Origin of the sequence: Kineococcus radiotolerans SRS30216 = ATCC BAA-149 (genome assembly GCF_000017305.1) — a bacterium.
GTDB classification, from domain to species: domain Bacteria; phylum Actinomycetota; class Actinomycetes; order Actinomycetales; family Kineococcaceae; genus Kineococcus; species Kineococcus radiotolerans.
On record NC_009664.2, the window covers coordinates 2,880,115 to 2,906,129 of the forward strand.

26 protein-coding genes and 1 riboswitch are annotated in these 26,015 nt (G+C 75.7%); of the genes, 20 read left to right on the top strand and 6 right to left on the bottom strand.

What is annotated here, in order from left to right; translation table 11 throughout:
* Positions 1-4: 4 nt before the first annotated feature.
* Both KRAD_RS27575 and KRAD_RS13850 read right to left on the bottom strand, forming a co-directional pair.
* Positions 5-688, bottom strand: coding sequence for a GNAT family N-acetyltransferase (locus KRAD_RS27575; protein WP_012086243.1), 684 nt, complete (start codon positions 686-688; stop codon positions 5-7).
* Positions 685-1,647 carry an NAD-dependent epimerase/dehydratase family protein gene (locus KRAD_RS13850; RefSeq protein ID WP_041292101.1) on the bottom strand — a complete coding sequence of 321 codons (963 nt, stop codon included), beginning with the start codon at positions 1,645-1,647 and terminating at the stop codon, positions 685-687. The genes KRAD_RS27575 and KRAD_RS13850 overlap by 4 nt, the downstream gene beginning before the upstream one ends.
* 186 nt (positions 1,648-1,833) lie before the next feature.
* Here KRAD_RS13850 and KRAD_RS13855 point away from each other — a divergent pair, with 186 nt between their 5' ends.
* The 5 genes from KRAD_RS13855 to KRAD_RS13875 all read left to right on the top strand — a co-directional run bounded on the left by KRAD_RS13855 (position 1,834) and on the right by KRAD_RS13875 (position 6,539).
* Entirely contained in the window at positions 1,834-2,121 is a 288-nt protein-coding gene (locus KRAD_RS13855) for a hypothetical protein (RefSeq protein WP_012086245.1), read from the top strand.
* A complete protein-coding gene (locus KRAD_RS13860) occupies positions 2,121-3,776 on the top strand; it encodes a hypothetical protein (RefSeq protein WP_012086246.1) in 1,656 nt (551 codons plus the stop codon). The genes KRAD_RS13855 and KRAD_RS13860 overlap by 1 nt, the downstream gene beginning before the upstream one ends.
* A complete protein-coding gene (locus KRAD_RS13865) occupies positions 3,773-4,330 on the top strand; it encodes a hypothetical protein (protein ID WP_012086247.1) in 558 nt (185 codons plus the stop codon). Before KRAD_RS13860 ends, KRAD_RS13865 begins: the two co-directional genes overlap by 4 nt.
* Complete coding sequence (locus KRAD_RS13870; RefSeq protein WP_041292102.1) at positions 4,318-4,962, top strand: hypothetical protein; 645 nt, start codon at positions 4,318-4,320, stop codon at positions 4,960-4,962. Before KRAD_RS13865 ends, KRAD_RS13870 begins: the two co-directional genes overlap by 13 nt.
* A gap of 92 nt (positions 4,963-5,054) precedes the next feature.
* On the top strand, positions 5,055-6,539 hold the full coding sequence (locus tag KRAD_RS13875; RefSeq protein ID WP_041292103.1) for a hypothetical protein: 1,485 nt from the start codon (positions 5,055-5,057) through the stop codon (positions 6,537-6,539).
* A gap of 6 nt (positions 6,540-6,545) precedes the next feature.
* Here KRAD_RS13875 and KRAD_RS13880 read toward each other — a convergent pair whose 3' ends face one another.
* The gene (locus KRAD_RS13880) at positions 6,546-8,228 is read right to left on the bottom strand and encodes a dihydroxyacetone kinase subunit DhaK (protein WP_012086250.1); all 1,683 of its coding nucleotides are present in this window, start codon (positions 8,226-8,228) and stop codon (positions 6,546-6,548) included.
* A 306-nt stretch (positions 8,229-8,534) separates the two neighbouring features.
* On the opposite strand from KRAD_RS13880, the gene sucC reads away from it, so the two are divergent.
* From sucC to idi, 9 genes are all read left to right on the top strand, one after another.
* The gene (gene sucC, locus KRAD_RS13885; protein WP_041292104.1) at positions 8,535-9,710 is read left to right on the top strand and encodes an ADP-forming succinate--CoA ligase subunit beta; all 1,176 of its coding nucleotides are present in this window, start codon (positions 8,535-8,537) and stop codon (positions 9,708-9,710) included.
* 3 nt (positions 9,711-9,713) lie between these two features.
* The gene (sucD, locus tag KRAD_RS13890) at positions 9,714-10,613 is read left to right on the top strand and encodes a succinate--CoA ligase subunit alpha (RefSeq protein WP_012086252.1); all 900 of its coding nucleotides are present in this window, start codon (positions 9,714-9,716) and stop codon (positions 10,611-10,613) included.
* 148 nt (positions 10,614-10,761) lie between these two features.
* Positions 10,762-12,027, top strand: a complete 1,266-nt coding sequence (locus KRAD_RS13895) for a cell division protein PerM (protein WP_012086253.1) — start codon at positions 10,762-10,764, stop codon at positions 12,025-12,027.
* Between the two features lie 98 nt (positions 12,028-12,125).
* A complete protein-coding gene (gene purN, locus KRAD_RS13900; RefSeq protein WP_012086254.1) occupies positions 12,126-12,722 on the top strand; it encodes a phosphoribosylglycinamide formyltransferase in 597 nt (198 codons plus the stop codon).
* Positions 12,722-14,299, top strand: coding sequence for a bifunctional phosphoribosylaminoimidazolecarboxamide formyltransferase/IMP cyclohydrolase (purH, locus tag KRAD_RS13905; RefSeq protein WP_012086255.1), 1,578 nt, complete (start codon positions 12,722-12,724; stop codon positions 14,297-14,299). The genes purN and purH overlap by 1 nt, the downstream gene beginning before the upstream one ends.
* A gap of 24 nt (positions 14,300-14,323) precedes the next feature.
* A complete protein-coding gene (locus KRAD_RS13910) occupies positions 14,324-14,614 on the top strand; it encodes a DUF3017 domain-containing protein (protein ID WP_012086257.1) in 291 nt (96 codons plus the stop codon).
* 24 nt (positions 14,615-14,638) lie between these two features.
* Positions 14,639-14,723: riboswitch (SAM riboswitch) on the top strand.
* Between the two features lie 9 nt (positions 14,724-14,732).
* On the top strand, positions 14,733-15,878 hold the full coding sequence (sfnG, locus tag KRAD_RS13915; RefSeq protein WP_012086258.1) for a dimethylsulfone monooxygenase SfnG: 1,146 nt from the start codon (positions 14,733-14,735) through the stop codon (positions 15,876-15,878).
* A 55-nt stretch (positions 15,879-15,933) separates the two neighbouring features.
* Positions 15,934-16,176, top strand: a complete 243-nt coding sequence (locus KRAD_RS13920; RefSeq protein WP_012086259.1) for a DUF6458 family protein — start codon at positions 15,934-15,936, stop codon at positions 16,174-16,176.
* Between the two features lie 153 nt (positions 16,177-16,329).
* Positions 16,330-16,890 (top strand): isopentenyl-diphosphate Delta-isomerase, encoded by a 561-nt coding sequence (idi, locus tag KRAD_RS13925; RefSeq protein ID WP_012086260.1) that lies wholly within the window; start codon positions 16,330-16,332, stop codon positions 16,888-16,890.
* Between the two features lie 402 nt (positions 16,891-17,292).
* Here the strand turns inward: idi and KRAD_RS13930 are convergent, their stop codons facing one another.
* Together KRAD_RS13930 and KRAD_RS13935 are read right to left on the bottom strand one after the other, a co-directional pair.
* Positions 17,293-17,547: an acyl-CoA carboxylase subunit epsilon gene (locus tag KRAD_RS13930; protein WP_157873600.1), complete on the bottom strand. Its 255-nt coding sequence runs from the start codon at positions 17,545-17,547 to the stop codon at positions 17,293-17,295.
* A gap of 14 nt (positions 17,548-17,561) precedes the next feature.
* The gene (locus tag KRAD_RS13935) at positions 17,562-19,166 is read right to left on the bottom strand and encodes an acyl-CoA carboxylase subunit beta (protein ID WP_012086262.1); all 1,605 of its coding nucleotides are present in this window, start codon (positions 19,164-19,166) and stop codon (positions 17,562-17,564) included.
* A 117-nt stretch (positions 19,167-19,283) separates the two neighbouring features.
* Between KRAD_RS13935 and KRAD_RS13940 the strand changes: the two genes are divergently transcribed.
* The 5 genes from KRAD_RS13940 (at position 19,284) to yidD (ending at position 23,931) form a co-directional block, all read left to right on the top strand.
* On the top strand, positions 19,284-20,498 hold the full coding sequence (locus KRAD_RS13940; RefSeq protein WP_012086263.1) for an NADP-dependent isocitrate dehydrogenase: 1,215 nt from the start codon (positions 19,284-19,286) through the stop codon (positions 20,496-20,498).
* Positions 20,499-20,601: 103 nt separating this feature from the next.
* Complete coding sequence (locus KRAD_RS13945; protein ID WP_012086264.1) at positions 20,602-21,729, top strand: magnesium and cobalt transport protein CorA; 1,128 nt, start codon at positions 20,602-20,604, stop codon at positions 21,727-21,729.
* Positions 21,730-21,815: 86 nt separating this feature from the next.
* The gene (locus KRAD_RS13950; protein ID WP_012086265.1) at positions 21,816-22,892 is read left to right on the top strand and encodes a CDP-glycerol glycerophosphotransferase family protein; all 1,077 of its coding nucleotides are present in this window, start codon (positions 21,816-21,818) and stop codon (positions 22,890-22,892) included.
* Positions 22,889-23,614, top strand: a complete 726-nt coding sequence (locus tag KRAD_RS13955) for a phosphocholine cytidylyltransferase family protein (RefSeq protein ID WP_012086266.1) — start codon at positions 22,889-22,891, stop codon at positions 23,612-23,614. Before KRAD_RS13950 ends, KRAD_RS13955 begins: the two co-directional genes overlap by 4 nt.
* A gap of 17 nt (positions 23,615-23,631) precedes the next feature.
* On the top strand, positions 23,632-23,931 hold the full coding sequence (gene yidD, locus KRAD_RS13960) for a membrane protein insertion efficiency factor YidD (RefSeq protein ID WP_012086267.1): 300 nt from the start codon (positions 23,632-23,634) through the stop codon (positions 23,929-23,931).
* Between the two features lie 28 nt (positions 23,932-23,959).
* On the opposite strand, the gene purU is transcribed toward yidD, so the two are convergent.
* Positions 23,960-24,817, bottom strand: coding sequence for a formyltetrahydrofolate deformylase (gene purU, locus KRAD_RS13965; RefSeq protein WP_012086268.1), 858 nt, complete (start codon positions 24,815-24,817; stop codon positions 23,960-23,962).
* A 23-nt stretch (positions 24,818-24,840) separates the two neighbouring features.
* Between purU and KRAD_RS13970 the strand changes: the two genes are divergently transcribed.
* Positions 24,841-25,974: an isochorismate synthase gene (locus tag KRAD_RS13970; protein ID WP_012086269.1), complete on the top strand. Its 1,134-nt coding sequence runs from the start codon at positions 24,841-24,843 to the stop codon at positions 25,972-25,974.
* Positions 25,975-26,015: the final 41 nt, after the last annotated feature.

A 26,015-nucleotide genomic window follows, 5' to 3' on the forward strand; every position in this document is an offset into this window, starting at 1 on the left:
GACTCTAGGACGGGGTGCGGACCGTCGCGAAGTCCACGTCGCGCCGCCGCCGGAACCCGAGGTGCTCGTACAGCGCGATCGCCCGGACGTTCTGCGCCGCGGCGTGCAGGAACGGCAGTTCCCCGCGCTCGCGGACGCCGTGCGCCACCGCGCGGACCAGGGCCGTGGCCAGTCCCCGGCCGCGGGCCGCGGGGTCGGTGCAGACGGCGCTGATCTCGGTGGCCCCGGTGGGCCGCAGGCGCTCCCCGGCCATCGCCACCAGCCGCCCTCCCTCCCGGACCCCGAGGTAGCGGCCCAGCAGCACCGTCCGCGGCCCGAAGGGGCCCGGCCGGGTCCGGGCGACGAGGTCGAGCACCTCCGGCACGTCGTCCTCGCCGAGCTCCACCGCGTCGGGGAGGGGCTCGGTGCGCAGCGCGTCGGTGGCCACGAGCTGGACACCGGGGAAGGGCCGCGTCACCGCGAAACCCGCGGGCGGCTCGACGGCGAGCGCCGGGACGAGCACCTCGACCCCCGGACCGGCCACCGCGGCCAGGTCGTCCCAGGCCGCGGGGTCGGCCTGGTCGGCCAGCCCCGAGAAGGGGGAGACGTCGGCGGGGAACCGGCGCCCGCGCCCGGACCCCTCCGCGAGGTGCGCGTGGGTCGTCGCCAGGGACCCCCAGACGGGGTTGTCGAGCGGGTGCTGCGTCACGCCGACAGGGTTCCACGCCCGTCCGGGAGCAGGCCCATCGCCTCCACCGCCGTCCGCGCCGCCTCCAGCGACGTGTGCCCCGGGACGTACCCCAGCAGTCGGCGCGCCTTGTCCGTGCTGGCGGAGTGGCTGCGGGACAGGTGCTCCCAGCTCGCCTCGGCGTGCTCGCCGGAGGCGGCGCGGAACTCCTCCCAGCTCACCGGCCGCAGGTCCGCCTCCCGGCCCCACCACCGCGCGGCGGCCTCGGCGAAACCCCGGACCGTCAGCGCCCGGTCGGAGACGACGTGGAAGCTCTCCCCGGCCGCGGCGCCGGGGTCCGCCAGCGCCCGCTCGAAACCCTGGGCGACGTCGTCGGCGTGCACGTGGTGCAGCGTCTCCAGGCCCAGCCCGGGCACGAGGAGCTCCTCGCCGGTGGACAACCGCCGCCACACCTGCGGGTCGAGGTTGCCCAGCGGGGTGATGACCGGCCAGCCGGGGCCGCTGATGTGACCGGGGTGCAGCACCGTCGTCCGCAGCCCTCCGGAGCGGGTCTCGGCGAGCAGCAGCTCCTCGATCGCGGCCTTCTGCGTCCCGTACTCCCCGAACGGCGCGCGCGGGTCGTCCTCGCGCAGCGGGGAGGCGGCCGCCGGTCCGTGGACCCAGATCGTGCCGCAGTGGGCGAGGAACGCCCCCGTCGGGCGCAGCGCCTCCACGAGCAGGCGGGCGCTGGCGGGGGTGAAGCAGACGAGGTCGACGACGGCGTCGGGGCGCAGCCGCGCCACCCGCGCGCCGAAGGTCCCCGCCGCGTCCTCCGCGTCGCGGTCGGCGACCACGCGCTCCACGCGCTCCCACGCCGGGTGCGCCCGGTAGGGCTCCCGGGTCCCGCGGCTGAGGGCCACCACCTCGTGCCCCGCCCCGACGAGCCGGGGGACGAGGTAGCTGCCGATGTGACCGGTGGCTCCGACGACGAGTACGCGCACGGCCCCACCCTGCCCCCGCGGGCCGCGGCGCGCGCGTGCTGATCCCGGCACGGTCGGTGGCCGCGGGCCGCCGATCGGTGGTGAACCGCTGCGCCGGACGGGGACCGGGCCCTCGCAGCGGGCCCGGGAGGGGACCGGGGCGGGGCACCGTGGAACTCCCCGCCCCCCACCGGAAGGACCTCCGTCGTGCCCGACCTCCGCCTGGACACCGTGGAGCTCCACGCGACGGCGACCACCCTGGACTCGGTGGCGGGAGCCCTGTCCGCCACCGACCGCGTCGCCGACATCGGCGCCGAGGCCGCCGGCCACCGCGGGCTGGCCACCGCCGTCCAGGACTTCGCCGACACCTCCGCGCGGCAGCGCTCCGAGCTCGCCGAGGCCACCGCGGCGTACGCCCGGCGCGTCCGGGAGGCGGCGCGCGCGTTCGAGCAGGCCGAGGACGGCCTCGCCGCCGCCGCGCGGGGGGAGGGCTGATGCTGCTCGGCGCGGGGGGCGGCGCCCGGCCCGCCGACTGGCAGCCCCTCGCCGGCGAGGACCCCGTCCCCGGCCGGTCGGCCGACCTCGGGGACGTCGCCCGGCGCTGGCGCGGCGTGGCCGAGGAGCTCGAACGGCAGGCGGGGGAGGTCCGCCGCCTCGCCCGCGGCACCGACGCGGCCGGGCGGACCGTGGAGGCGCTCGGCGAGGGCGCCGGCGACCTCGCGACGCGCCTGACCGGCGCCGTGGGCCGGTACCGGGCCACGGCGGGAGCCCTCGACGACTACGTCCCGCACCTGCAGGACGCCCAGCGCCGCAGCCTCGACGCCCTGCACGCGGCCCGCGACGCCCAGGCCCGCCACGACGCGGCGGCCGCGGTCCTCGCCGCGAACGGCACCCCCGCGCCCGCCCCGGCGCCGGTGCCCGGCGACCCCGCCGCCACGGCCACCGCCGCGCACGCCCACGCCGGGCGCGAGGCCGACCGCGCGGCCCGGGCCGGTGCCGCGCGCCGGGACGCCGGCGCCGCGAGCGCCGACCTCGCCGCGGCCCGGGCGCACCTGGCCGCGGCCGTGGCCGACCGGGACGCCGCCGCCGAGCGCGCCGCCCGCGCCATCGCCGCCGCCTGCGCCGGGGACCCGCTGCGGGACAGCCGCTTCGACCGGTTCCAGCAGTGGGCGCACGAGAACGCCCGCTGGATCGAGAAGGCGTCGGACTGGGCCTCCACGATCGGGGCGATCGTCGCGCTGGCCGCGCTGGCCGTGGGGTGGATCCCCGTCGTCGGTCAGGCCCTGGCCGCCGCGCTGGGCATCGTCGCGCTGCTCGCGACCGGCTTCGCGCTGGTCGGGCACACCCTGCTGGCGCTGTCCGGCGACGGCAGCTGGACCGCCGTGGCCGTCGACGTCGTCGGCCTGGCCACCTTCGGCATCGGCAAGCTGGCCGCCCCCGCCGCCAAGGCCGCCGCCGCGGCCCTGGGGGAGGCCGACACGGCCGTGCTGGCCACCCGCGCCGCGCAGGCCGCGCTGCGGGCCCGGGCCGGGGTCGAGGGGGTCGCCGACGTCGCCGCGCGCGGCCTCGACCCCGCCGCGACGGCGCTGTCCATGGCCTCGGGCGGCATGCGCGGCGCCACCCGGGCCGCCACCCGCGACGCCCTCGGCACCAGCGGCAACGCCGTCGACCGGATCCGCGCCGCCACCCGCGCCGCCTGGCGCTCCGAGGACACCCACGGCGCCGCGGCCACCGCGTTCGCCGACGCCCGGGCCGCCCTCGCCAAGCCCTTCACCGAGTTCCCCGACGTCCTCGGCGGGGCCAGGGCGATGAAGGACGAGGCCCGCGGGGTCTTCGACGGGCAGAAGTGGAAGGACGCGTACACCGCGGTGAAGGCGATGCCGCCCGGCGACGTCGGCTCCGCGGTCACCCGGGGGCTGACCGACGCGGTCGCGCAGGCCAGGACCCTCACCGGCGTCGCCGACGCCGCGAAGGTCGTGGGGACGACGACGGCCGCGAAGATGGCCGCGGCCGTGGCGGCCGACGCCTACACGTCCTACGAGGGGATCGCGCAACCCCTCAACGAGCTCCACCTCCCGCACGTGTGGCTGCCGACGGCGCAGTCCACGTCCCAGGCCGTCCTCGAGAAGGTCGCGGGGGAGCGGCGGTGAGCACCACCGCTCCCGCGCCCCCGACCGGGTACCGGCTCGCCGTCCCGGCGTGGTGGGACCGCGTCGACCTCACCTCCCCGCACCGCGAGGACGCCGTCGAGCGGATCGTGGCCCGCCAGTTCCGCGGGATCGACGACGCCCCCCTCGCCCGCCGGGAGGCGACCCGGCTCCTGCAGGACCAGGTGCGCCAGGCCCACGACGTGGGCGGTCTCGAACTGCACCTGTCCGTGCGGGCCGTGGCCGGGGTCGTGCTGCCGGCCTCGCTGCTCGTGCACGTCGTCCCCGCCGACGCCGTCCCCGCCGGGGAGGACGCCACCGCGTGGACCGGCGGCGCCGGGGCCGGGACGCGCCGCCGGCGCGAGCGCCTCCTCGACGGCGGCACGGCCGGACCCGTCGCCACCACGGTCCTGGAGCACCACGTCCCCGTCCCCGCCGGGCTGACCCCGGTGCCCACGCTGCTGGCGCTCACGGCCACCACCACCTCCGGAGCCCTCGCCGACCACCTCGTCGGGCTCTTCGACGCCATCGCCGCGACCCTGCGGTGGACCTCGTGAACGACGCCGTGGACCTGGAGCCGGAGCTGGAGCTGGTGGTCGAGGCCCCCGCGGGCTGGGTGGTCCTGGACCGGGACGACGCCGTCGACGCCGACGAGCACGCCCTCGCCGTGCACCGCTCCCTCGCCGAGGACCTCGTCCACGCCGGGGGACGGGTCGACCCCGCCGCCGTCGACGCCGCGGCCCGCACGCTCGCGGCCGTGACCCGCACCGCCCGCGACCTGCTGCGCGGCCGCGGGGGCCTGGCCTTCGCCCACGTCGGCCACCCCGAGGTCCCCACCGCCCTCTGGCTCGACGTCCTCGCCCGCCCCGAGCACGACTTCGCCGCCTGGGCCGACCACCGCTTCGACGTCGAGATCCCCGCCGCCGACCCCCGGTGCGAGGTCCACGCGGTCGACCTGCCCGCGGGACCGGCGCGGCGGGTGCGCTCCACGACCGTCCCCGACGACGTGGGGGCGCCCGTCGCCGAGGGCGTCGACGTCCTGGTCCGGCCCGACCGCGCACCGGGCCGCGTCGTGCTCAGCTCGCGGTGGACCGCGCTCGCGCACGGGGACCTCCTCGCCGGGCTCGTCGACGCGTTCGCCCGCACGGTGCGCGTGCGGTCGGTCCCCGCCGGCGGGACGCGACCCTGATGGCGCCGGTCCGACCGCGCCGCGGCCGGGCGGGTGCGACCGTGGAGGAGCCCCGGGACCCCGGGCCCGACCAGGCAGGACGGAGCACCCCCGTGACCGAGGTCCCGACGAGGGCCGGCGCCCGCGGTCCCGCCCTGCCCCCGGCCCGCCGGGTCCCGGTGCGCGCGCGCCGCGACCGCTCCGCGCCCCCGCGCGACCGCTTCGAGGGACCGCACGCCCGGCCCGCCCCCTTCCACCCCGGGCGGCTGGACGCCCGCAGCGGGTACCTCACCGCGGATCCGGAGGCCTTCCGCTACCACTGCGGCGCCGACGTGACCGTCTGGCCGCTGCGGGGCCGGCGGCCCGTGGTGCGGGCCCTGCTGCTGCACGGCCCGGCCGCCCTCGCCTGGGAGCGGGTGGGGCGGCGGGGCCGGTTCCGGGCCGACGCCGGCACCCCCCGGGACGCGGGGACCGGGTGGCCCGCGCCGGTCCTGCTGCTGCTCGACGCCCGCGACGTGCCCGTCCGGTACGTGCCCCTGCACGCCTGGCACCCGTGGGGCCCCCTGCCGCGCCCCGGCCACCCCCGCGGCCCGCGCCCCGCCCCGGAGGCCTCCCGGGCAGCGGCGACGGACCTGCTGGAGCGCACCGGCTGGAGCGCGCTGCTCCTCGCCGCGCGGCTTCCGCTGTCCGACGCGCACTCCGCGCGGGAGGAGGCGCTGCGCCGGGTCGTCACCGCCTCCGGCGGCCGGGCGTTCCCCCCGCTCACCGCCCCCCACCTGCCGCGGGCCGTGCGGGGGGTGCAGCTGCTGTCCCTCCTCGCCGCGGGCGCCGTCGGGGCGCTCCAGTGGGGTCTGCTGCCCACCTCCCGGGACGGGGCGGGCCCGCGCGAGCCCTCCCTCGACGGCTGGACCCTGGCGCTGTGGGGCGCGGTGGTGGCGCTGGCCCTGCTCGCCCGGCTGCTCGTCTCCGCCCGTCAGCGGCGCGCCGCGCGCCGCTTCCCCGCCGGGACCGCGCTCGGCGCGCCGGGCGGGGTCGAGCTCCTGCTGCGGGCGCGCCCGGACGGGCGCACCGAGTGGGGCGTGCGGGAGCTGGGCCGGGAGGCGTGGTTCCCGGTGGACGGCCCCGGGGTGCCGGTGGCCCTCACCCTCGCCCACGGCCCGGCGCAGGAGCCGCGGCACCGGATCGTGCCGGAGGTGCGCGTCACCGTCGCCGGCGGCGCGGTCGTGTCGCGGGTCCCGGTGCACGCCCTCCAGGACCGGCCGCCGTCGACGGACGTCGTCGACGACGCGACCCGGGCCCGGCTGCAGGCCTTCGCCGCCCGCGTCGGCTGCCGGTTCGAGGTCCTCGACCGGGCCGAGCCCGTCCCGACCAGCGACGGCGCGAAGGGCTACCGCTCCTACCCGTTCGGGCTGTTCGCCGCCCTCCAGCTCGGCGTGACGGTGAGCTGGTCGGCCCGGATCGCCCTCAGCGGGGCCGGGTCCTGGTGGGTCGTCGCGGCGGGGCTGCTCGCCCTCGCCGCGACCGTGCGGCTGCTGTGGTTCCGGCCCCCGCGCGACCGGGTGCGCAACGCACCCGTGCTGCGCGGGGGCGGGGTCTGAGGCCGGTCAGCTCCAGCGCTCGGGCAGGTCCACCGCCGCCGACGGGTCGAGGGTCTCGACCAGGGCGGCCAGCACGATCGCGACGCCGACCGCCCCGGGGTCGGGCGTCCCCAGGGCGCGTTCGCCGAGGTAGCTCGCCCGGCCCCGGCGGGGGAGCATGCCGGCGGTGGCCGCGGCCCCGTCCACGGCGGCGCGCAGCAGCTCGGCCGGGCCGCCGGTCGAGGTGACGGCCGCGTGCAGGGTGTCCGCCATGGTCCGGTCCCCGGGCCGGGCGCCCCCGACGCGCTGCACGGCCTCCGCGGCCGAACGCAGGCCCACGCGCACCGCCTCGACCCCCGAACCCCCGCTGAGGCCGGTGCGCAGGTTCTGGAACAGCAACCCGAACAGCGGTCCGCTGGAACCCCCGACGTGGTCGAGGAACGCCTGCTCCGCGGCCCGCAGACCCGGCTGCGGCTCGTCCCCGGGGACCCGGGAGGCGAGGGCGGTGCGGGTGCCGCCGTCGAGGTTGTCGCCGAAGTCCCCGTCCCCGGTGACCTGGTCGAGCCGGGTGAGCTCCGGCTTCGCGGCGGCGACCCGGCGGCCCAGGGCGGTGAGGAAGGGGTCGTCGGCGACCGCGCGGCCGGTGACCTCCCCGGCGTCGGCGGTGGCGTCGGTGGCGGTGGCGGGGACCGCCGTCCCCACCGGTTCGGCGCTGGGCAGCGCGGGGGTCGCGGTGGGGGCGGCGAGGTGGGCGACCCAGTCCGGTTCCAGGGCGGTGAGGGTGAGGGAGAAGCCCCGCATGTCGAGCGCGGCGACGTAGGTCCCGGCCAGGGCCGCGGCCGTCGTCAGGCCCCGTTCCCCCAGCCGACCCACGACGTGGTCGAGGACGGAGAACAGCTCCAGGCCGGTGACGGCTCCCAGGCCGTTGACCAGGACGCCGTACCCGGTCGCGGTGGCGGGCACGTGGGCCAGGAGCTCCTCCAGCATCCGGTCCACGACCTCGGCGCTGCCGGGGCGGTCGACGGTGCTGACGGCGCGCTCGCCGTGGATGCCGACGCCGTACTCCAGCTGCCCCGGGGCCAGCTCGAAGGCGGGGCCGGTCCCGCCGGGGGCGGTGTGCGCGCGGGAGGCGACGGCGAGGCTGCGGGAGGCGGCGACCACGCGCCGGCCCAGGTCGGCGAGCTCGGCCAGCGAGGCCCCGCCGTCGGCGGCCGCGGCCAGCACCTTCTCCACCACGACCGTCGCGCCGGTCCCGCGCCGGCCGGTCTCGGCGGCCTCGTTCTCGGTGGCGAGGTCGTCGTCGACGAGGACGGTCTCGACGTCGATCCCCTCCGCGCGCAGGCGTTCCGCGGCGATGCCGAAGTTGATGACGTCGCCGGTGTAGTTCTTCACCACGAGCAGGACGCCGCCGGGCCGGGCGGCCGCGCGGGCCCCGGCGAAGATCTGCTGGTTGTGCGGGGAGGCGAACACCTGGCCGGGGATGGCCGCGTCCAGGCCGCCGCGGCCGACGAAGCCGGTGTGCAGGGGCTCGTGCCCCGAACCCCCGCCGGAGACGAGCGCGACCCGCCGGGTGGGGGCCGGGTCCGCGGCCACCACGTAGGCGGGGTCGAGGTTGACGCGCAGGGTCGCGCCGTGGGCGCGGGCCAGGCCGGCGAGGGCCGAGGCGACCGGGTCGGCGCCGGTGGAGAACTGGTCGGGACGGGTGCTCACGGTCGCTCCTGGTCGGGTGGTGTCGCGGGTCGGTCGGTCGCGCGGGGGCCACGCCGCGGCGGTGCCGGCGGCGGTGCCGGCGGGGCGGCGCGCGTGGTGGCGCCATCCTGGCCCGCTCCCGCGGCCACAGCGAGGGGGTGTGACCTGCGTCTCCACACCTGACCGTGAGCCGGTGCGCGCCCGGGTCTAGGGTGCGAGAGGCCCGGTGCCGGCCGACGTGGACGCCCGACCAGTGACCCTGGACAGGTGCCCGTCCGGCACGTCAGTTCAACTTCCGACCGAAGACGAGGAAGACGGAGAACACTGGTGGACCTCTTCGAGTACCAGGCGCGCGACCTGTTCGCGGCGCACGGCGTACCCGTGCTGGACGGCAGGGTCGCCACCACCCCCGAGGAGGCCCGGGCGGCCGCCGAGGCGATGGGTGGCGGCACCGTGGTCGTGAAGGCGCAGGTCAAGACCGGCGGCCGCGGGAAGGCGGGCGGCGTCAAGCTGGCCCACAGCCCCGAGGAGGCGGGCGAGCGGGCCCGCGAGATCCTCGGGATGGACATCAAGGGCCACACGGTCCACCAGGTGATGATCGCCGAGGGCGCCAGGATCGCCGAGGAGTTCTACTTCTCGGTCCTCCTCGACCGCTCCAACCGCACCTACCTCGCGATGTGCAGCGTCGAGGGCGGCATGGAGATCGAGCAGCTCGCCGTCGAGCGCCCCGAGGCGCTGGCCCGGGTCCCCGTGGACGCGCTGACCGGCATCGACGCCGCGAAGGCCGCCGAGATCGTCGAGGCCGCCGGCTTCGCCCCCGAGCTGCGGGAGAAGGTCGCCGACGTCGTCGTCAAGCTGTGGGGCGTGTTCACCGCCGAGGACGCCACGCTCGTCGAGGTCAACCCGCTGGTGCGCACCGAGGACGGCTCGATCGTCGCCCTCGACGGGAAGGTGACGCTGGACGAGAACGCCGACTTCCGCCACCCCGCCCACGCCGAGCTGGTCGACGCCGCCGCCGCGGACCCGCTGGAGGCCAAGGCGAAGGAGCTGGGCCTCAACTACGTGAAGCTGGACGGCGAGGTCGGCATCATCGGCAACGGCGCCGGGCTGGTCATGTCCACCCTCGACGTCGTGGCCTACGCCGGGGAGGCGCACGGCGGGGTGAAGCCGGCGAACTTCCTCGACATCGGCGGCGGCGCCTCCGCGCAGGTCATGGCCAACGGCCTCGACGTCATCCTCAACGACGCGCAGGTCAAGAGCGTGTTCGTCAACGTCTTCGGCGGCATCACCGCCTGCGACGAGGTCGCCAAGGGCATCGTCGCGGCCCTGGGGATCCTCGGCGACGAGGCCACCAAGCCCCTCGTCGTGCGCCTGGACGGCAACAACGTCGAGGAGGGCCGGCGCATCCTCGCCGAGGCCGCCCACCCCCTCGTCACGGTCGTGGACACGATGGACGGCGCGGCCGACAGGGCCGCCGAGCTCGCGAGCGCCGGGAAGGCCTGAACGATGTCGATCTTCATCAACTCCGACTCCAAGGTCCTCGTCCAGGGGATGACCGGCTCCGAGGGGCGCAAGCACACCCAGCGGATGCTGACCTCCGGCACGCAGGTCGTCGGCGGGGTGACCCCCGGCAAGGGCGGGCAGTCCGTCGAGTTCACCGGCGCCGACGGCTCGCCCGTCCAGGTCCCGGTGTTCTCCTCCGTCGGGGAGGCCCGCGAGGCCACCGGCGCCGACGTCAGCGTCATCTTCGTGCCGGCCAAGTTCACCAAGGGCGCGGTCGTCGAGGCCGTCGAAGCCGCGACCCCCCTCGTCGTCGTCATCACCGAGGGCGTGCCCGTCGCGGACTCCGCGGAGTTCTACGCCCTCGCCGCCAAGAGCGGCACGACGCGGCTCATCGGCCCCAACTGCCCCGGCCTCATCAGCCCCGGCAAGTCCAACGTCGGCATCATCCCCGCCGACATCACCCCGCCCGGGCGCATCGGGCTGGTCTCGAAGTCGGGCACCCTGACGTACCAGATGATGTACGAGCTGCGCGACATCGGGTTCTCCTCCGCCGTCGGCATCGGGGGCGACCCGGTCATCGGGACCACGCACATCGACGCGCTGCAGGCGTTCCAAGACGACCCCGAGACCGACGTCATCGTCATGATCGGGGAGATCGGCGGCGACGCCGAGGAGCGCGCCGCGAAGTTCATCGAGGCCAACGTGACCAAGCCCGTCGTGGGCTACGTCGCCGGCTTCACCGCCCCCGAGGGCAAGACGATGGGCCACGCCGGCGCCATCGTCTCCGGCTCCGCGGGCACCGCGCAGGCCAAGAAGGACGCTCTCGAGGCGGCCGGGGTCAAGGTCGGGAAGACCCCGAGCGAGACCGCGGCGCTGGCCCGGGAGATCTTCCAGGCCCTCTGACCGGCCCGCGGACCGCGGCCCCCGTCGACGTCGTCGGCGGGGGCCGTCGTCGTCCGGGGCCCCCGCACCGGGCGGCCGGCGGAGATTCCCGGGGCCCAGCGCGCGTCGCTGGCCCCCGCGGGCGCGCCCGCGGGGGACGATCGCGGGGATGTCCAGCGCAACCAGCCCCTCCACCGGCAAGCCCGCCGGCGGGTCCACCCGGCGACCCGCCGGCCCCACCGCCGCCGACCTGCTGCCCCTGCTCACCGCGTCCCTGCGCGCCGTGCTGACGCTGCTCGTGCCGATCGTCGCGGTGTGCGTCGTGGGGTGGATGGCCTCGGTGCGCTCCACCTCCTCCCTGGCCGCCGTCGCCCGCGTGGGGGCCGACCTGTGGCTCCTCGGGCACGGCAGCGCCGTGGCCGTCGTGGGCGGGACCGTCGGGATCGCCCCCCTGGGGATCACCGCGCTGGCCGCGGCCTCGGCCCACCGGGCGGTGCGGATGTGGCTGCGCGACCAGGCCGAGGCCGGGCGCGACGTCCCCTTCTGGCGGGGCCTGGGCGTCTTCACCGCCGGGTACGGCGTCCTCGCCCTGCTCCTCGCGCTGGTCTCCCGCAGCGGGGTGGGGGCCGCCTCGCCGCCGGCCTCGCTGCTCGGGGGGTGCCTCGTCGCCGGGATCGGCGGCGCCTGGGCGCTGCGGGCGCACCGGCCCCCGCTGCCCGTCGCCGTCCCCGGCGTCGTCACCACCGCGCTGCGGCCCGCGCTGAGCGCCGTCGCCGGCCTCCTCGCCGTCGGCGCCCTCCTCGTCACCGCCGCCCTGGTCCACGGCCGCGCCGAGGTCCTCGCCCTGCACGAGGCGCTAGACCCCGGCCTCGTCGGGGGCGCGCTGCTGACCCTCGCCCAGGTGCTGCTGCTGCCGACCCTGGCGGTGTGGGGACTGGCCTGGGCCACCGGCGTCGGCTTCGCCGTCGGCACCGGGACCTCGGTGGCGCCGGGGGCCACGACCCTCGACACCCTGCCCACCCTCCCCGTCCTCGGCGCCCTGCCCACCCTCGGCCCGACGCCGGTGCTGGCCTGGGCCGCCGTGGTGCTCCCCGTCCTCCTCGGGGCCGCCGCGTGGACCCTGCACGCCCGCCGCACCCGCCCCGCGGGCGGCGTGCTGCGCCGCTGCGCCGCCGCGCTGGTGACCGGGGCGCTGAGCGGCCTGCTGGTCGCCGCCCTGGCCGCCTTCGCCGGCGGCCCCGCCGGGCACGGCCGGATGAGCGACCTCGGGCCCCACGCCCTGCTCACCGGCGCCGCCGCCGGCGGCGAGGTCGCTGCCGGGGCGCTGCTGGCCGTCCTCCTCGGCCGGGCCTGGCGGGCCTGGCGCGGGACGACCCTCGTCGTCACCCTCCCCGACAGCGGCGACGGGCCCCCGCGCAAGCTGCTCGGGGAGTAGCGCCCGCGCTCCCGGGCCGCCGGCGGCCGCCGTCCTCCACCGCCGTCCCCGTCCGCGTCGTTCCGGGACCGCCCCCGCGGCGGCTAGAGTCTCGCCACGTGCCCGCACGAGTGGTCGTCCTCGCCTCCGGATCCGGGTCGACCCTGCAGGCCCTCCTCGACGCCGCCGACCCGGCCTGGCGGGTCGTGGCTGTCGGCTCCGACAAGCCCGCCGTGACCGCCCTGGACCGGGCCGCCGCCGCCGGGGTCGAGACGTTCACCGTCAGCCCCCGCGACTTCGCCGACCGCCCCGCCTGGGACACCGCCCTCGCCGCCGAGATCGCCCGCCGCGAACCCGACCTCGTCGTCCTCGCCGGGTTCATGCGCATCCTCGGGGCGCCGGTGGTCGAGGCCTTCGGCGGGCGGCTGGTCAACACCCACCCCGCGCTGCTGCCCTCCTTCCCCGGCGCGCACGGCGTCCGCGACGCCCTCGCCCACGGGGTGAAGGTCACCGGCTGCACCGTCCACCTCGTCGACGCCGGCGTCGACACCGGCCCGATCCTGGACCAGGTGGCCGTGCGCGTCCTCGACGACGACGACGAGGCGACGCTGCACGAACGCATCAAGACCCACGAGCGCGCCCTGCTCGTCGACGTCGTGGGCCGGCTGGCCCGCTCGCTCCCCACCCCCACCCCCGAGAGGACGGCACCCCGCTGATGGCACAGGAGACCCCCGAGGCCCGCGTCCCCGTCAAGCGCGCGCTGGTCAGCGTCTACGACAAGACCGGCCTGGAGGAACTCGCCCAGGGGCTGCACGCCGCCGGCGTCGCGCTCGTCTCCACCGGCTCCACCGCCGCCCGCATCGCCGCCGCCGGTGTCCCGGTCACCCCGGTGGAGGACCTCACCGGCTTCCCCGAGTGCCTCGACGGGCGGGTCAAGACGCTGCACCCGCGCGTCCACGCCGGCATCCTCGCCGACCGCCGCCTGCCCGACCACGTCCGCCAGCTCGCCGAGCTCGACGTCGAGCCCTTCGACCTCGTCGTCGTGAACCTCTACCCCTTCGCCGCGACCGTCGCCTCCGGCGCCGGCTACGACGACGTCGTCGAGCAGATCGACATCGGCGGCCCCTCGATGGTCCGCGCCGCGGCCAAGAACCACCCCAGCGTCGCCGTCGTCGTCGACCCCGCCCGCTACGGCGACGTCCTGGACGCCGTCGCCGCCGGCGGGTTCGACCTGCCCGCCCGCAAGCGGCTGGCCGCCGCCGCGTTCGCGCACACCGCGGCCTACGACACCGCCGTCGCCGGGTGGTTCGCCGAGCAGACCCTGAGCGAGGAGGACGGCGGCTGGCCCGCGGTCACCGGCGTCGCCCTGGAACGCGCCGACGTCCTGCGCTACGGCGAGAACCCCCACCAGCAGGCCGCCGTCTACGTCGACCCGACCGCCGCCCCGGGCATCGCGCAGGCCGTCCAGCTGCACGGCAAGGCCATGTCCTACAACAACTACGTCGACGCCGACGCCGCCCTGCGCGCCGCCCACGACCTCGACGGCCCCGCCGTCGCCGTCATCAAGCACGCCAACCCCTGCGGCATCGCCACCGGCACCGACGTCGCCGACGCCCATGCCAAGGCCCACGCCTGCGACCCGGTGTCCGCCTTCGGCGGGGTCATCGCCGCCAACCGCGTCGTGACCGCCGCGATGGCCGCCCAGGTCGCCGACGTGTTCACCGAGGTCGTCATCGCCCCCGGCTTCGAACCCGAGGCGCTGGAGACCCTGCGGGCCAAGAAGAACATCCGCCTGCTGCAGCTGCCCGAGGGCTACGGCCGCGGCGCGCGGGAGTGGCGCCCGGTCTCCGGCGGCGTCCTCGTCCAGGAGCTGGACCGCGTCGACGCCCACGGCGACGACCCCGCGAACTGGACGCTGGCCGCCGGCGAGGCCGCCGACGAGCAGACCCTCGCCGACCTCGAGTTCGCCTGGCGCGCGGTGCGCTCGGTGCGCTCCAACGCCATCCTGCTGGCCCGCGACGGCGCGTCCGTCGGGGTCGGGATGGGGCAGGTCAACCGCGTCGACTCCTGCAAGCTGGCCGTCGAGCGCGCCGGCGCCGAGCGCGCCGCGGGGTCGGTCGCGGCCTCCGACGCCTTCTTCCCCTTCGCCGACGGGGCGCAGATCCTCCTCGACGCCGGGGTGCGCGCCATCGTCCAGCCGGGCGGGTCGATCCGCGACGGCGAGGTCGTCGAGGCCGCGACGAAGGCCGGGATCACCATGTACTTCACCGGCGCGCGGCACTTCGCGCACTGAGCCGCGCGCGCTAGCGTTCCGGGCATGACTCCGGCGCCGGCTCCCGAGCGGGTCCCCACCCCGGGCAACGCCGTCCTGCTGACCCTCGTCGGCGGGATCGTCGCGGCCCTGGGGCTGACCCTGCTCGCGGGGCCGGCGTCGGGGGGTGCGCTGCTCGGCGCCGACCTCGCCGTCGCCGCCGTCCTGCGCCTCGTCCTGCCGGTGCGGGTGGCCGGCGGGCTCGCCGTCCGCTCCCGGCCGGTGGACGTGGCGATGCTGCTCGTCCTCGCCGTCTCTTGCCTGGTGCTGGCCGGGCTGGTCCCGACCCCGGCCTGAGCGCCGCCGGGTTACGCTTCGGTCCGACCATCCAGAGCGGCCGAGAGATCTGGCTCGACGACGCCGCAGCAACCCGGCCCCCGGGTGCTACCGCCAGGACCGATGGAGGAGCTCCCGCATGTCCCTGCACGAACCCCTGAAGTTCGCCTACTGGGTCCCCAACGTCTCCGGTGGCCTCGTCGTCTCGACCATCGAGCAGCGCACCAGCCACGACCCGGCCTACAACGTCGAGGTCGCGCAGGCCGCCGAGCGGGTGGGCTTCGAGTACGCCCTGACCCAGGTGCGCTACCTCGCCTCCTACGGCGCCGACGCCCAGCACGAGTCGACCTCCTTCTCCCTGGCCCTGCTGCTGGCCACGCAGAAGCTCAAGGTCATCGCCGCGGTGCACCCGTTCTTCTGGCACCCCGGTGTGCTCGCCAAGTTCGCCGCGACCGCGCAGGAACTCACTCAGGACCGGCTCGCGCTGAACGTCGTGTCCGGCTGGTTCAAGAACGAGGCGACGCAGCTCGGGGTCACCTGGCACGAGCACGACGAGCGCTACCGCCAGTCCGAGGAGTTCATCGAACTGCTGCGGGGGGTGTGGAGCGAGGACGGCTACACCCAGCGGGGCGACTTCTTCAGCGCCGAGGACATCACCTTCCGCCCGCAGCCGAAGGTGCAGCCGGAGCTGTTCCAGGGGGGCAACTCCACCGCCGCGCAGGCCATGGCCGGCCGGGTCAGCGACTGGTACTTCATGAACGGCAAGTCGATCGCCGACGCCGCCGCGGGAGTGCGCGAGGTGTCCGCCCTGGCCGCCGGGAACGGACGCTCGGTGAAGTTCGCCCTCAACGGCTTCGGCCTCGTGCGCGACACCCGGGAAGAGGCCGAGGCCGTCCTGGAGGAGATCATCGCCAAGGCCGACGTGGCCAAGGTCGAGGGCTTCGGGGCCGCGGTCCAGGAAGCCGGCAACGCGACGGCCGACCGCAAGGGCATGTGGGCCGACAGCGAGTTCCGGGACCTGGTGCAGTACAACGACGGGTTCCGCACCGGCCTGGTCGGCACCCCGGACGAGGTCGCCCGCCGGATCATGGCCTACCGCCTGGTGGGGGTGGACCTGCTGCTGCTGGCCTTCCTCCACGTCAAGGAGGAGGTCGAGGCGTTCGGCGAGCTCGTCATCCCCCGGGTGCGCGAGCTGGAGGCCCGGCTCGTGGCCGGGGAGGACCTGCAGCTGGGGCCGGAGCTGGACGAGGCCGTCGCGGCCGCGACCGCTCCCGTCCCCGCCTGAGCGGGTCGGGGCCCCTGCGGGTGCGCGCGGGGGCCGGAGCGAGGATCCTGAGCAGATGCGCCTCGGAACGAGCCTCTTCCTCATCGCCCTCGGGGCGATCCTGACCTTCGCCGTGACGGTCTCGCTGTCGGGGATCGACATCCAGACCATCGGCGTCATCCTCATGTTCGTCGGGGTGCTCGGCCTCGTCCTGGAGTTCGTGATCTTCCGGCCCAGGGCGCGGCGCACCACGTCGGTCACCAGCACCGACCCCAGCGCGCGGACCACGACCCGGGAGTCCACCACCCGGGACCTCTGAGCCACCGCCCGGGCCGGCAGCCCGCGCGCCCCGACCCCGGCGGGTCGGGGCGCGCGGCGTGCTCGGGACGTGACGCGGCCGGGCGCGGGACGGCCCGCCGCGCCACGGCGTCCCTCGCACGCGGGCGCCCCGGACACGTCGTACCGTGCGGGGGTGACTCTCGCCCCCACCGCGGACCCGACCACGGACCCCGCCACCGAGCTGGTGGTGCTGCTGACCGAGGACGGCACGCCCTGCGGCACCGCGCCGAAGTCGGGGGTCCACCACCGGACCACACCGCTGCACCTGGCGTTCTCCTGCTGGATCCTCGATGACGCCGGGCGCACCCTGCTGACCCGCCGCGCCGCCTCCAAGCGCACCTGGCCGGGGGTGTGGACGAACTCCTTCTGCGGCCACCCCGGACCGGGGGAGGAGCCCGCCGACGCGGTGCTGCGCCGCTCGGTGCAGGAGCTCGGGGTCCAGGTGGGCGACGTGAGCCCGCTGCTGCCGAGCTTCCGCTACCGCGCGGTCATGGACGACGGCACCGTCGAGAACGAGGTGTGCCCCGTCTTCACCGCCCGCATCGCCCCCGGGGAGGGGGAGCTCGCCCCCGACCCCGCGGAGGTCGACGCGTTCCGCTGGGTCCACCTGGACGACCTCGCCGCGCAGGTCGCCGCCGACCCCTCGCCGTTCAGCCCGTGGATGCTGTGGCAGTGGGAGCAGTTCCCCCGCTGACCGCCGCGAGGGCCATCCGCTCGGACACCTCGCCGGTCCACCGCCGCCCGCAGCGGCTCCTCCGGGCCCCTGGCGGCGCTCAGCCGGGTCGAGGTGGCCGCGGGCGGGGTCCAGGGCGCCCTGGGCGCTCCAGCGCTCCTCGTGGGCGGCGCGGGCGGTGGTGACGTCCTCGACCCCGCCGTGGCGGGCGGGCCGGTGAGCTGGTGCTGCGCGGGGTCCAGGTCGTCGGCCGGCGACCCGGTGCCCGCGCCGGACGCCAGGACGTCGCCGCGGACCACGACGACCTCGGCCCGGTGCCCGTGGGCGACCTCGGCGGTGCGCACGCAGCGCACCGCGCCGCCCTCGTCCAACCCCGCGCGCCGCCACGGCGACGACGGTGGGCGGGGCCTCGGACAGGACCCCTCAGCGGGGCAGGGCGCTGGCCCGCCAGCTGCCCCGCCCGGGGGCCGGGGGCAGGCCCAGGCTGCGCCGGGGGTCCGCCCACCGCGAGCGCGGCGCCGGCACGGCCGCGGCCTCGGGCTCCGGCGCCTGCGCCAGGCGGGTGGTGAGGACGACCGTCAGGGCGGCCAGCTCCTCGGGCTCGGGGTGGCCGCGCTCGATGCGCAGCGCGGTGAGGAGCTCGCGCACCCCCTGGTCGCTGGCCGTGTGGTCGCTCACGCCGTCTCCGATCCTCACAGGGGGATGTTGCCGTGCTTCTTGGCGGGCAGGGTCGCCCGCTTGGCGGCCAGCGCCCGCAGCGCCCGGACGACCTGCACCCGGGTCTCGCTCGGGGCGATCACCGCGTCGACGTAGCCGCGCTCGGCCGCCACGTAGGGGTTCGCCAGCTGCAGCTCGTAGTCCTCCACGAGCCCGCGCCGGGTCGCCTCGACGTCCTCCCCGGCGTCCGCGGCGGCCTTGAGGGTGCTGCGGTGCAGGATGTTCACCGCCCCCTGGGCGCCCATCACGGCGATCTGCGCGCTGGGCCAGGCCAGGCACACGTCGGCGCCCATCTCCTTGCTGCCCATGACGATGTAGGCGCCGCCGTAGGCCTTGCGGGTGATGACGGTGACCAGCGGGACGGTGGCCTCGGCGTAGGCGTAGAGCAGCTTCGCGCCGCGGCGGATGATGCCGTTCCACTCCTGGTCGGTGCCAGGCAGGAAGCCGGGGACGTCGACGAAGGTCAGGACGGGCACGTTGAACGCGTCGCACAGCCGCACGAAGCGGGCCGCCTTCTCGGAGGCGTCGATGTCGAGGGTCCCGGCCAGCTGCGAGGGCTGGTTGGCCACGACGCCCACCGGGCGGCCCTCCACGCGGCCGAAGCCGGTGAGGACGTTGGGGGCGAACAGCTCGTGGACCTGGAGGAACTCCTGGTCGTCGAGGACCTCGGCGATGACCGCGGTCATGTCGTAGGGCTGGTTGGGGGAGTCCGGCACGATCGAGTCCAGCACCAGGTCGTGCTCGTCGACGTGCAGGTCCCGCGGGTGCTCCGGGGCCAGCAGCGGCGGCTCGGAGAGGTTGTTGGAGGGCAGGTAGCCCAGCAGCTCGCGCACGTAGGCGATGGCCTCGTCCTCGGACTCGGCCAGGTGGTGCGCGACCCCGGAGCGGGTGGCGTGGGTGCGCCCGCCGCCGAGCTCCTCGAAGCCGACGTCCTCCCCGGTCACCGTCCGGATGACGTCGGGACCGGTGACGAACATGTGCGAGGTCTCCTCGACCATGACCGTGATGTCGGTCAGGGCGGGGGAGTAGACCGCGCCCCCGGCCGAGGGCCCCAGGATCAGCGAGACCTGCGGGACGACGCCGGAGGCGTGCACGTTGCGGCGGAAGATCCGCGCGTACTGCACGAGGGAGGCGACCCCCTCCTGGATGCGGGCGCCCCCGCCGTCGTTGATGCCGACGACCGGGCAGCCCGTGGTGGCGGCGAAGTCCTGCAGCTCGGCGATCTTGGCGCCGTGCTCCTCGCCCAGCGACCCGCCGAAGGCGGTGAAGTCCTGGGCGTACACGCACACCGGGCGGCCCTCGACCGTCGCGTAGCCGGTGACGACCCCGTCGCCGTCGACGTGCTTGGCCGCCATCCCGAAGGCGGTGGCGCGGCTGCGCACGAAGCCGCCGCGCTCCACGAAGGACCCTTCGTCGACCAGGGCCGCGATGCGCTCGCGGGCGGTCTTCTTGCCGCGCGGGTGCTGCTTGGCCGCGGCGCGCTCGTCGGCGGCCTGCACGGCCGCGCGGGTCCGGTCGTGCAGCGCCGCGACCTGACCCGCCGTCGTCCGCAGGTCGTGGGGGGTCTCGAGACTGCTCACGGCCCCGCAGCGTACGGGCTCCGGGGACCCGCCACGACCCCGCGACCGGACGTGGCGGGGCGCGGGCGGTAGCTTGACGTCGAGACAGAGCCGAGCGCAGTCGGAGGGGACAGCACAGTGGCCAAGATCAAGGTCCAGGGACCGGTCGTCGAGCTCGACGGTGACGAGATGACCCGGATCATCTGGCAGTTCATCAAGGACCGCCTGGTCCACCCGTACCTCGACGTCGACCTGGAGTACTACGACCTGGGCGTCGAGCACCGCGACGCCACCGACGACCAGGTGACGATCGACGCGGCCCACGCCATCCAGCGGGCCGGGGTGGGCGTCAAGTGCGCGACGATCACGCCCGACGAGGCGCGCGTCGAGGAGTTCGGCCTCAAGAAGATGTGGCGCTCGCCCAACGGGACGATCCGCAACATCCTCGGCGGCGTGATCTTCCGCGAGCCGATCATCATCTCCAACATCCCGCGCCTGGTGCCGGGCTGGACCAAGCCGATCATCGTCGGCCGCCACGCCTACGGCGACCAGTACCGCGCGACCGACTTCAAGTTCCCCAGCGCGGGCACCCTCACGGTGACCTTCACCCCCGAGGACGGCTCCGAGCCCATCGAGCACGAGGTCTTCCAGGCCCCCGGCGCCGGCGTCTCGCTGTCGATGTACAACCTCGACGCCTCGATCGTCGACTTCGCGCGCTCCTCGCTCAACTACGGCCTGGCGCGCAACTACCCGGTGTACCTCTCCACGAAGAACACGATCCTCAAGGCCTACGACGGCCGGTTCAAGGACATCTTCGAGGAGGTCTTCGAGAACGAGTTCAAGGACAGGTTCGCCGAGGCCGGGATCACCTACGAGCACCGCCTCATCGACGACATGGTCGCCGCGTCCCTGAAGTGGGAGGGCGGCTACGTCTGGGCCTGCAAGAACTACGACGGCGACGTCCAGTCCGACACCGTCGCGCAGGGCTTCGGCTCGCTGGGGCTGATGACCTCGGTGCTGTCCACCCCGGACGGCTCCGTGGTGGAGGCCGAGGCCGCCCACGGCACCGTGACCCGCCACTACCGCCAGCACCAGCAGGGCAAGCCGACGTCGACGAACCCGATCGCGTCGATCTACGCCTGGACCCGCGGGCTGGCCCACCGCGGCAAGCTGGACTCCACCCCCGAGGTCACCGGCTTCGCCGAGACCCTCGAGGACGTCGTCATCAAGACCGTCGAGAGCGGCAAGATGACCAAGGACCTCGCGCTGCTCGTCGGGCCGGACCAGCCCTGGCAGACCACCGAGGAGTTCCTCGGCAGCCTCGACGACAACCTCGCCGCGCGCCTGGCCTGAGACGCGCCCACGGACGGCCCCGCACCCACCGGTGCGGGGCCGTTCGCCGTCCGGCGGGACGCACACTGTCCCGGTACCCGCACGACGAGTCCAGGAGGACGTCATGGCCAGGCGCCGGCTGCCGCTGCCCTCGATGGGGCGACGCGGCATGGTCCCCTCCCGCAACCTCGCCCAGGACGGCGCCATCCCGGCCCGGGCCGACAGCCGCGGCAGCAGCCTCGTCGACAGCGGCGTGTACCTGCGCGGCGAGCGGGTCGCCTCCCCCAAGGACCTCGCGAGCACGCTGGCGTCCCTGCGCGAGCAGGAGGGCCGCATCGCCTGGATGGGTCTCTACCGCCCCGCCGAGCCGGAGCTGAACGCCCTCGCCGCCGAGTTCGACCTGCACGAGCTCGCCGTGGAGGACGCCGTCCTCGCCCACCAGCGCCCCAAGCTGGAGCGCTACGGCTCCACCCTGTTCGTCGTGCTGCGCGCGGCCCGCTACGTCGACGCCCGGGAGGAGGTCGAGTTCGGGGAGCTGCACCTGTTCATCGGCCGCGACTTCGTCATCACCGTGCGGCACAGCGAGTCCCCGGACCTCTCCGCGGTCCGGCGGCGCATGGAGCGCGACCCGGAGCTGCTGGGGCGGGGGACCGAGGCCGTCCTCTACGCCATCCTCGACGCCGTCGTCGACGGGTACGGGCCGGTGCTGCACGGCCTGGAGAACGACATCGACGAGATCGAGACGCAGGTGTTCACCGGCGACCCGACGGTGTCGCGGCGCATCTACGAGCTCTCCCAGGAGGTCGTCGACGTCCAGCGGGCCATCACCCCGCTGGCCTCGATCCTCACCGGCCTCACCGGGGGGTTCCAGAAGTACCGCGTCGACGAGGAGCTGCAGCGGTACCTGCGCGACGTCGCCGACCACGTCACCCTCGCCGCGGAGCGCGTGGAGAACTTCCGCAACCAGCTGCGCGACATCCTCACCGTCAACGCGACCCTGGTGGGGCAGCGGCAGAACGAGGAGATGCGCGCGCTGACCGAGGCCAGCTACGCGCAGAGCGAGGAGGTCAAGAAGATCTCCTCCTGGGCGGCCATCCTCTTCGCCCCCAGCCTGGTGGGGGGCATCTACGGGATGAACTTCACCCACATGCCCGAGCTGGACTGGAGGCTCGGGTACCCGCTGGCGCTGCTGCTCATGCTCGTCCTGAGCGTCACGCTCTACGCGATCTTCCGGCGCCGGGGCTGGTTGTGACGAGCGTGCGGGCCGAAGCGTGCCATCATCGGCTTCCTGCGAGCGGTTGAGCCAGAGCCGTCCCGCGCTCAACCACGAGGTGCACAGTGAAGATCGTCTACCACAGCTTCGAAGGGCGGTACTCGGACAACCCGAGAGCGCTGCACGAGGCGCTCAGGACCCGTACCGGGACCGAGCACGAGCACGTGTGGCTCGCCGACGCCGAGCACGCGCACGGCTTCCCCGCGGACGCGGCGACCGTGCCCTTCGGCACGCCCGAGGCCCGCCGGGCCCTGGAGAGCGCCGACCTCGTCGTGTCCAACACCCACCTGGACCTCGACTGGGACAAGCCGGCGCACGCGACGTACCTGCAGACCTGGCACGGCACGCCGCTCAAGCGCATCCACCGCGACGTGCTCTTCGCCCCCGAGGGCCGCCTGGACCGCCTCGACCACGACGTGGCCCGCTGGGACCTGCTGCTGTCGCCGAACGCGGCGAGCACGCCGCTGCTGCGCGGCGCCTTCCGCTTCCCGGGCCCGGTCCACGAGACGGGCTACCCGCGCAACGACGTGCTCCTCGCCCCCGACGCCGCGCAGCGGCGGGCGCGCGTGCGCGAGCAGCTCGGCATCGCCGACGGGGTGCAGGCGGTGCTCTACGCGCCGACGTGGCGCGACGACGACTTCTTCGGCGAGGGCCCCAAGTTCGCCCTGCGCTTCGACGTCGAGCGCTTCCGCAGCGAGCTGGGCGAGGGCTCGGTGCTCATGCTGCGCCTGCACTACATGGTGTCGGCGGCGCTGTCCGGCGCCGAGCTGCCCGGGGTGGTCGACGTCTCGTTCCACCCCGACATCAGCGACCTCTACCTGGCCGCGGACGTGCTCGTCACCGACTACTCCTCGGTGCAGTTCGACTTCGCGGTCACCGGCAAGCCGATCGTGTACCACGTGCACGACCTGGAGCACTACCGCGGCGTGCTGCGCGGCTTCTACTTCGACTTCGAGGAGATCGCCGCCGGTCCGCTGCTGGCCACCAGCGAGGAGGTCGTCGAGGCGCTGCGCGACGTGGACGTCGTGCGCGCGCAGTACGGAGAACGCTACGCCGCGTTCCAGGAGCGCTTCTGCCACCTGGAGGACGGCCGGGCCGGCGACCGGGTCCTGGACCTGGTGCTGGGAGAGGAGAACCGATGAACGTGCAGGCGTCGATCCTGGCGGCGGGGATGGGGACGAGGCTCGGCCGGCCGCTGCCGAAGTCCCAGACCGTGCTGCGCGACGGGCGCACGATCATGCAGCAGCAGGTGGACAACCTGCGCGGCGTGCTGGGTGAGGACGTGCCGATCACGGTCGTCGTGGGCTTCAAGGCCACGGTGATCATGGAGGCGCGTCCCGACGTGCTCTTCGCCTACAACGAGCTGTTCGACTCCACGAACACCTCCAAGAGCCTGCTGCGGGCCCTGGAGACCTCCCACCCCGGGGGCGTGCTCTGGCTCAACGGCGACGTCGTCTTCGACCCGCGCATCCTGCGCCACGCCCAGCCGTGGCTGGCGCGCGACGAGACGTTCGTGTGCGTGAACACCGCCTCCGTCGCCGAGGAGGAGGTCAAGTACACCGTCGACGCCGAGGGGTTCGTCCTCGAGCTGTCGAAGACGGTCGTGGGCGGGCTGGGCGAGGCCGTCGGCATCAACTACATCGGCTCCCGCGACAAGCAGGTCCTCGTGGAGTGCCTGCGCGCCTGCGCCGACCAGGACTACTTCGAGCGCGGGCTGGAGCTCGCCGTCGCCCGGGGCGTGCGCATCGCGCCGGTGGACATCTCCGCCTTCGACGTCGTCGAGGTCGACTTCGAGGAGGACCTGCGGCGCGCCGACGCGATCGACGCCGAGCACCTGCGTCTCGACGTGCGGGCCCAGGCCTAGGTCCCTAGCGTCGGGGCATGTCCGCACTCCGACTCCCCGCCCGCGCCGTCGACGCCGCCATCGAGGCGTACCAACGCCGGATCTCCCCGCGCAAGGGCTACGAGTGCGCCCACCGCGTCGCCCACGGCGGGGACTCCTGCTCGGCGGCCGTGCGCGGGGAGGTCGCCCGTCGCGGGGTGGTGCGGGCCGTCGTCCCCAGCGCCGTGCGCTTCCTGGCCTGCTACCGGGCCGTGGCGCTGCTGCTGCCCACGCAGACGAGCGGGGTCTGCTGCCTGGGTCCCATCCCGATCCCCTTCAGCTTCGGCGGGCGCCGCTGACCCCGGCCGTCACCGGCCCGGGCCGTCGTCACCGGAAGACGACGGTCCGGTTGCCGTCCAGCAGCACCCGCTGCTCGGCGTGCCAGCGCACCGCGCGGGCCAGCGTCCGCGCCTCGACGTCCTGACCGAGCCGGACCAGCTCGGGCGGGGTGTGCCGGTGGTCCACGCGCTCGATCTCCTGCTCGATGATCGGGCCCTCGTCCAGGTCGGCGGTCACGTAGTGCGCGGTCGCGCCGATGATCTTCACGCCCCGGGCGTGGGCCTGGTGGTAGGGCTTGGCGCCCTTGAAGCTCGGCAGGAACGAGTGGTGGATGTTGATGGCCCGTCCCGACAGGCTGCGGCACAGGTCGTCGGACAGGATCTGCATGTAGCGGGCGAGGACCACCAGCTCCACGTCGAGCTCGTCGACGAGCTCCAGCAGCCGGGCCTCCCCGGCCGCCTTCGACGCCGCGTCCCCCGTCGTCACCGGGACGTGCACGAAGGGGATCCCGTAGAACTGCGCCAGCGGCGCGAGGTCGGTGTGGTTGGACACCACGGCCGCGATCTCGATCGGCAGCCCGCCGGAGCGGTGCCGGAACAGCAGGTCGTTGAGGCAGTGCCCCTGCTTGGAGCACATCACCAGCGTGCGCATCGGCTCGTCGGCCGCCGACAGCGTCCACGTCAGCCCGAAGCGGGCCGCGACGACCTCCAGGTTCGCGCGCAGCGCCTCCTCGCTCGCCGCCGCGTCGAAGGCCACCCGCATGCTGAAGAGCCCGGAGTCGGGGTCCCCGAACTGCTGGCTCTCGGTGATGTTGGCGTCCAGGGCGACCAGGGCCCCGGTCACGGCGTGGACGATGCCGGGGCGGTCGGGACAGGACAGGGTCAGGACCCTCGGGCGCGTGCTCACGGGACGGAGCCTAGGCTGCAGGAGTGTCAGAACCCGAGGCGGCAGCGCTCGCGGTGCGGGCGGGTGCCACCGTCTTCTCCAACGAGAAGTCCACGCTCGTGCAGACCGGCCCCCGGCCCCTGGTCCCCGGGGCCAGCGGGCTGGAGCAGCTGCGGCGCACGACGGCGGCCCTGGAGGGGGCGCCCGTCGGGCTGATCGCCGCCGGCGCGGTCCCCTTCGACCTGCGCGGCCCCGGCGCCCTGCGGCTGGGGACCTCGGCCTCCACCCCCGGCCCCCTGCACCTGCCCCCGGCCACGCGCCGGCGCCAGGTCACCGTCGCCCGCAGCCGCCCCCGGCCCGCGCCCTCCGGCTACGCCGACGCCGTGCGCACCGCCCTGGCCCGCATCGCCGACGGCGAGGTCGCCAAGGTCGTCCTGGCCCGCACCCTGGAGCTGGAGGCGCTGGACGACTGGTCGGTGCCCGACCTCGTCGCCGAGCTCGTCACCCGCAACCCCGGCGCGACGGCGCTCGCCGTCCCCCTCGACGACCCCGACGACCCCCGGGCCCGCTGGCTGGTCGGCGCCAGCCCCGAGCTGCTGCTGCGCCGCCGGGGGCCCAGCGTCCTGCTGCGCCCGCTGGCCGGTTCCGCCCCCCGCTCCCCGGAGCCGGACGAGGACATCCGCCGCGCCGACGCGCTGCTGGCCTCGGACAAGGACCGCCGCGAGCACGCCTTCGTCGTCGACGCCATCGTCGAGGCCCTCCAGCCCTTCTGCCGCACCATCACCACCCCGGAGCCGGAGCTCGTCGCGACCCCGGCCGTGTGGCACCTCGCGACCCGGATCACCGCCCTGCTCACCGACACCGGCACCACCTCCGTCGACCTCGTCGCCGCCCTGCACCCGACCCCGGCGGTCGGCGGCTCGCCGCGGCCCGCGGCCATGCGGGTGATCGACGAGGTGGAGGGCCTGGACCGCGGCTGCTACGCCGGGGCCGTGGGCTGGCAGGACGTGCACGGGGACGGGGAGTGGGTCGTCGCCGTGCGCTGCGCGGAGGTCAGCGGCCGCCGGCTGCGCGTCTTCGCCGGCGCGGGCATCGTCGCCGGGTCCGACCCCGACGCCGAGGTGGCCGAGACCGCGGCCAAGATGCGCACCGTCCTGGACTCCGCGATCCCGCGCTGAGCGCTCCCGGGACGTGGCCGGGCGGTCGCGACCTGGGCTAA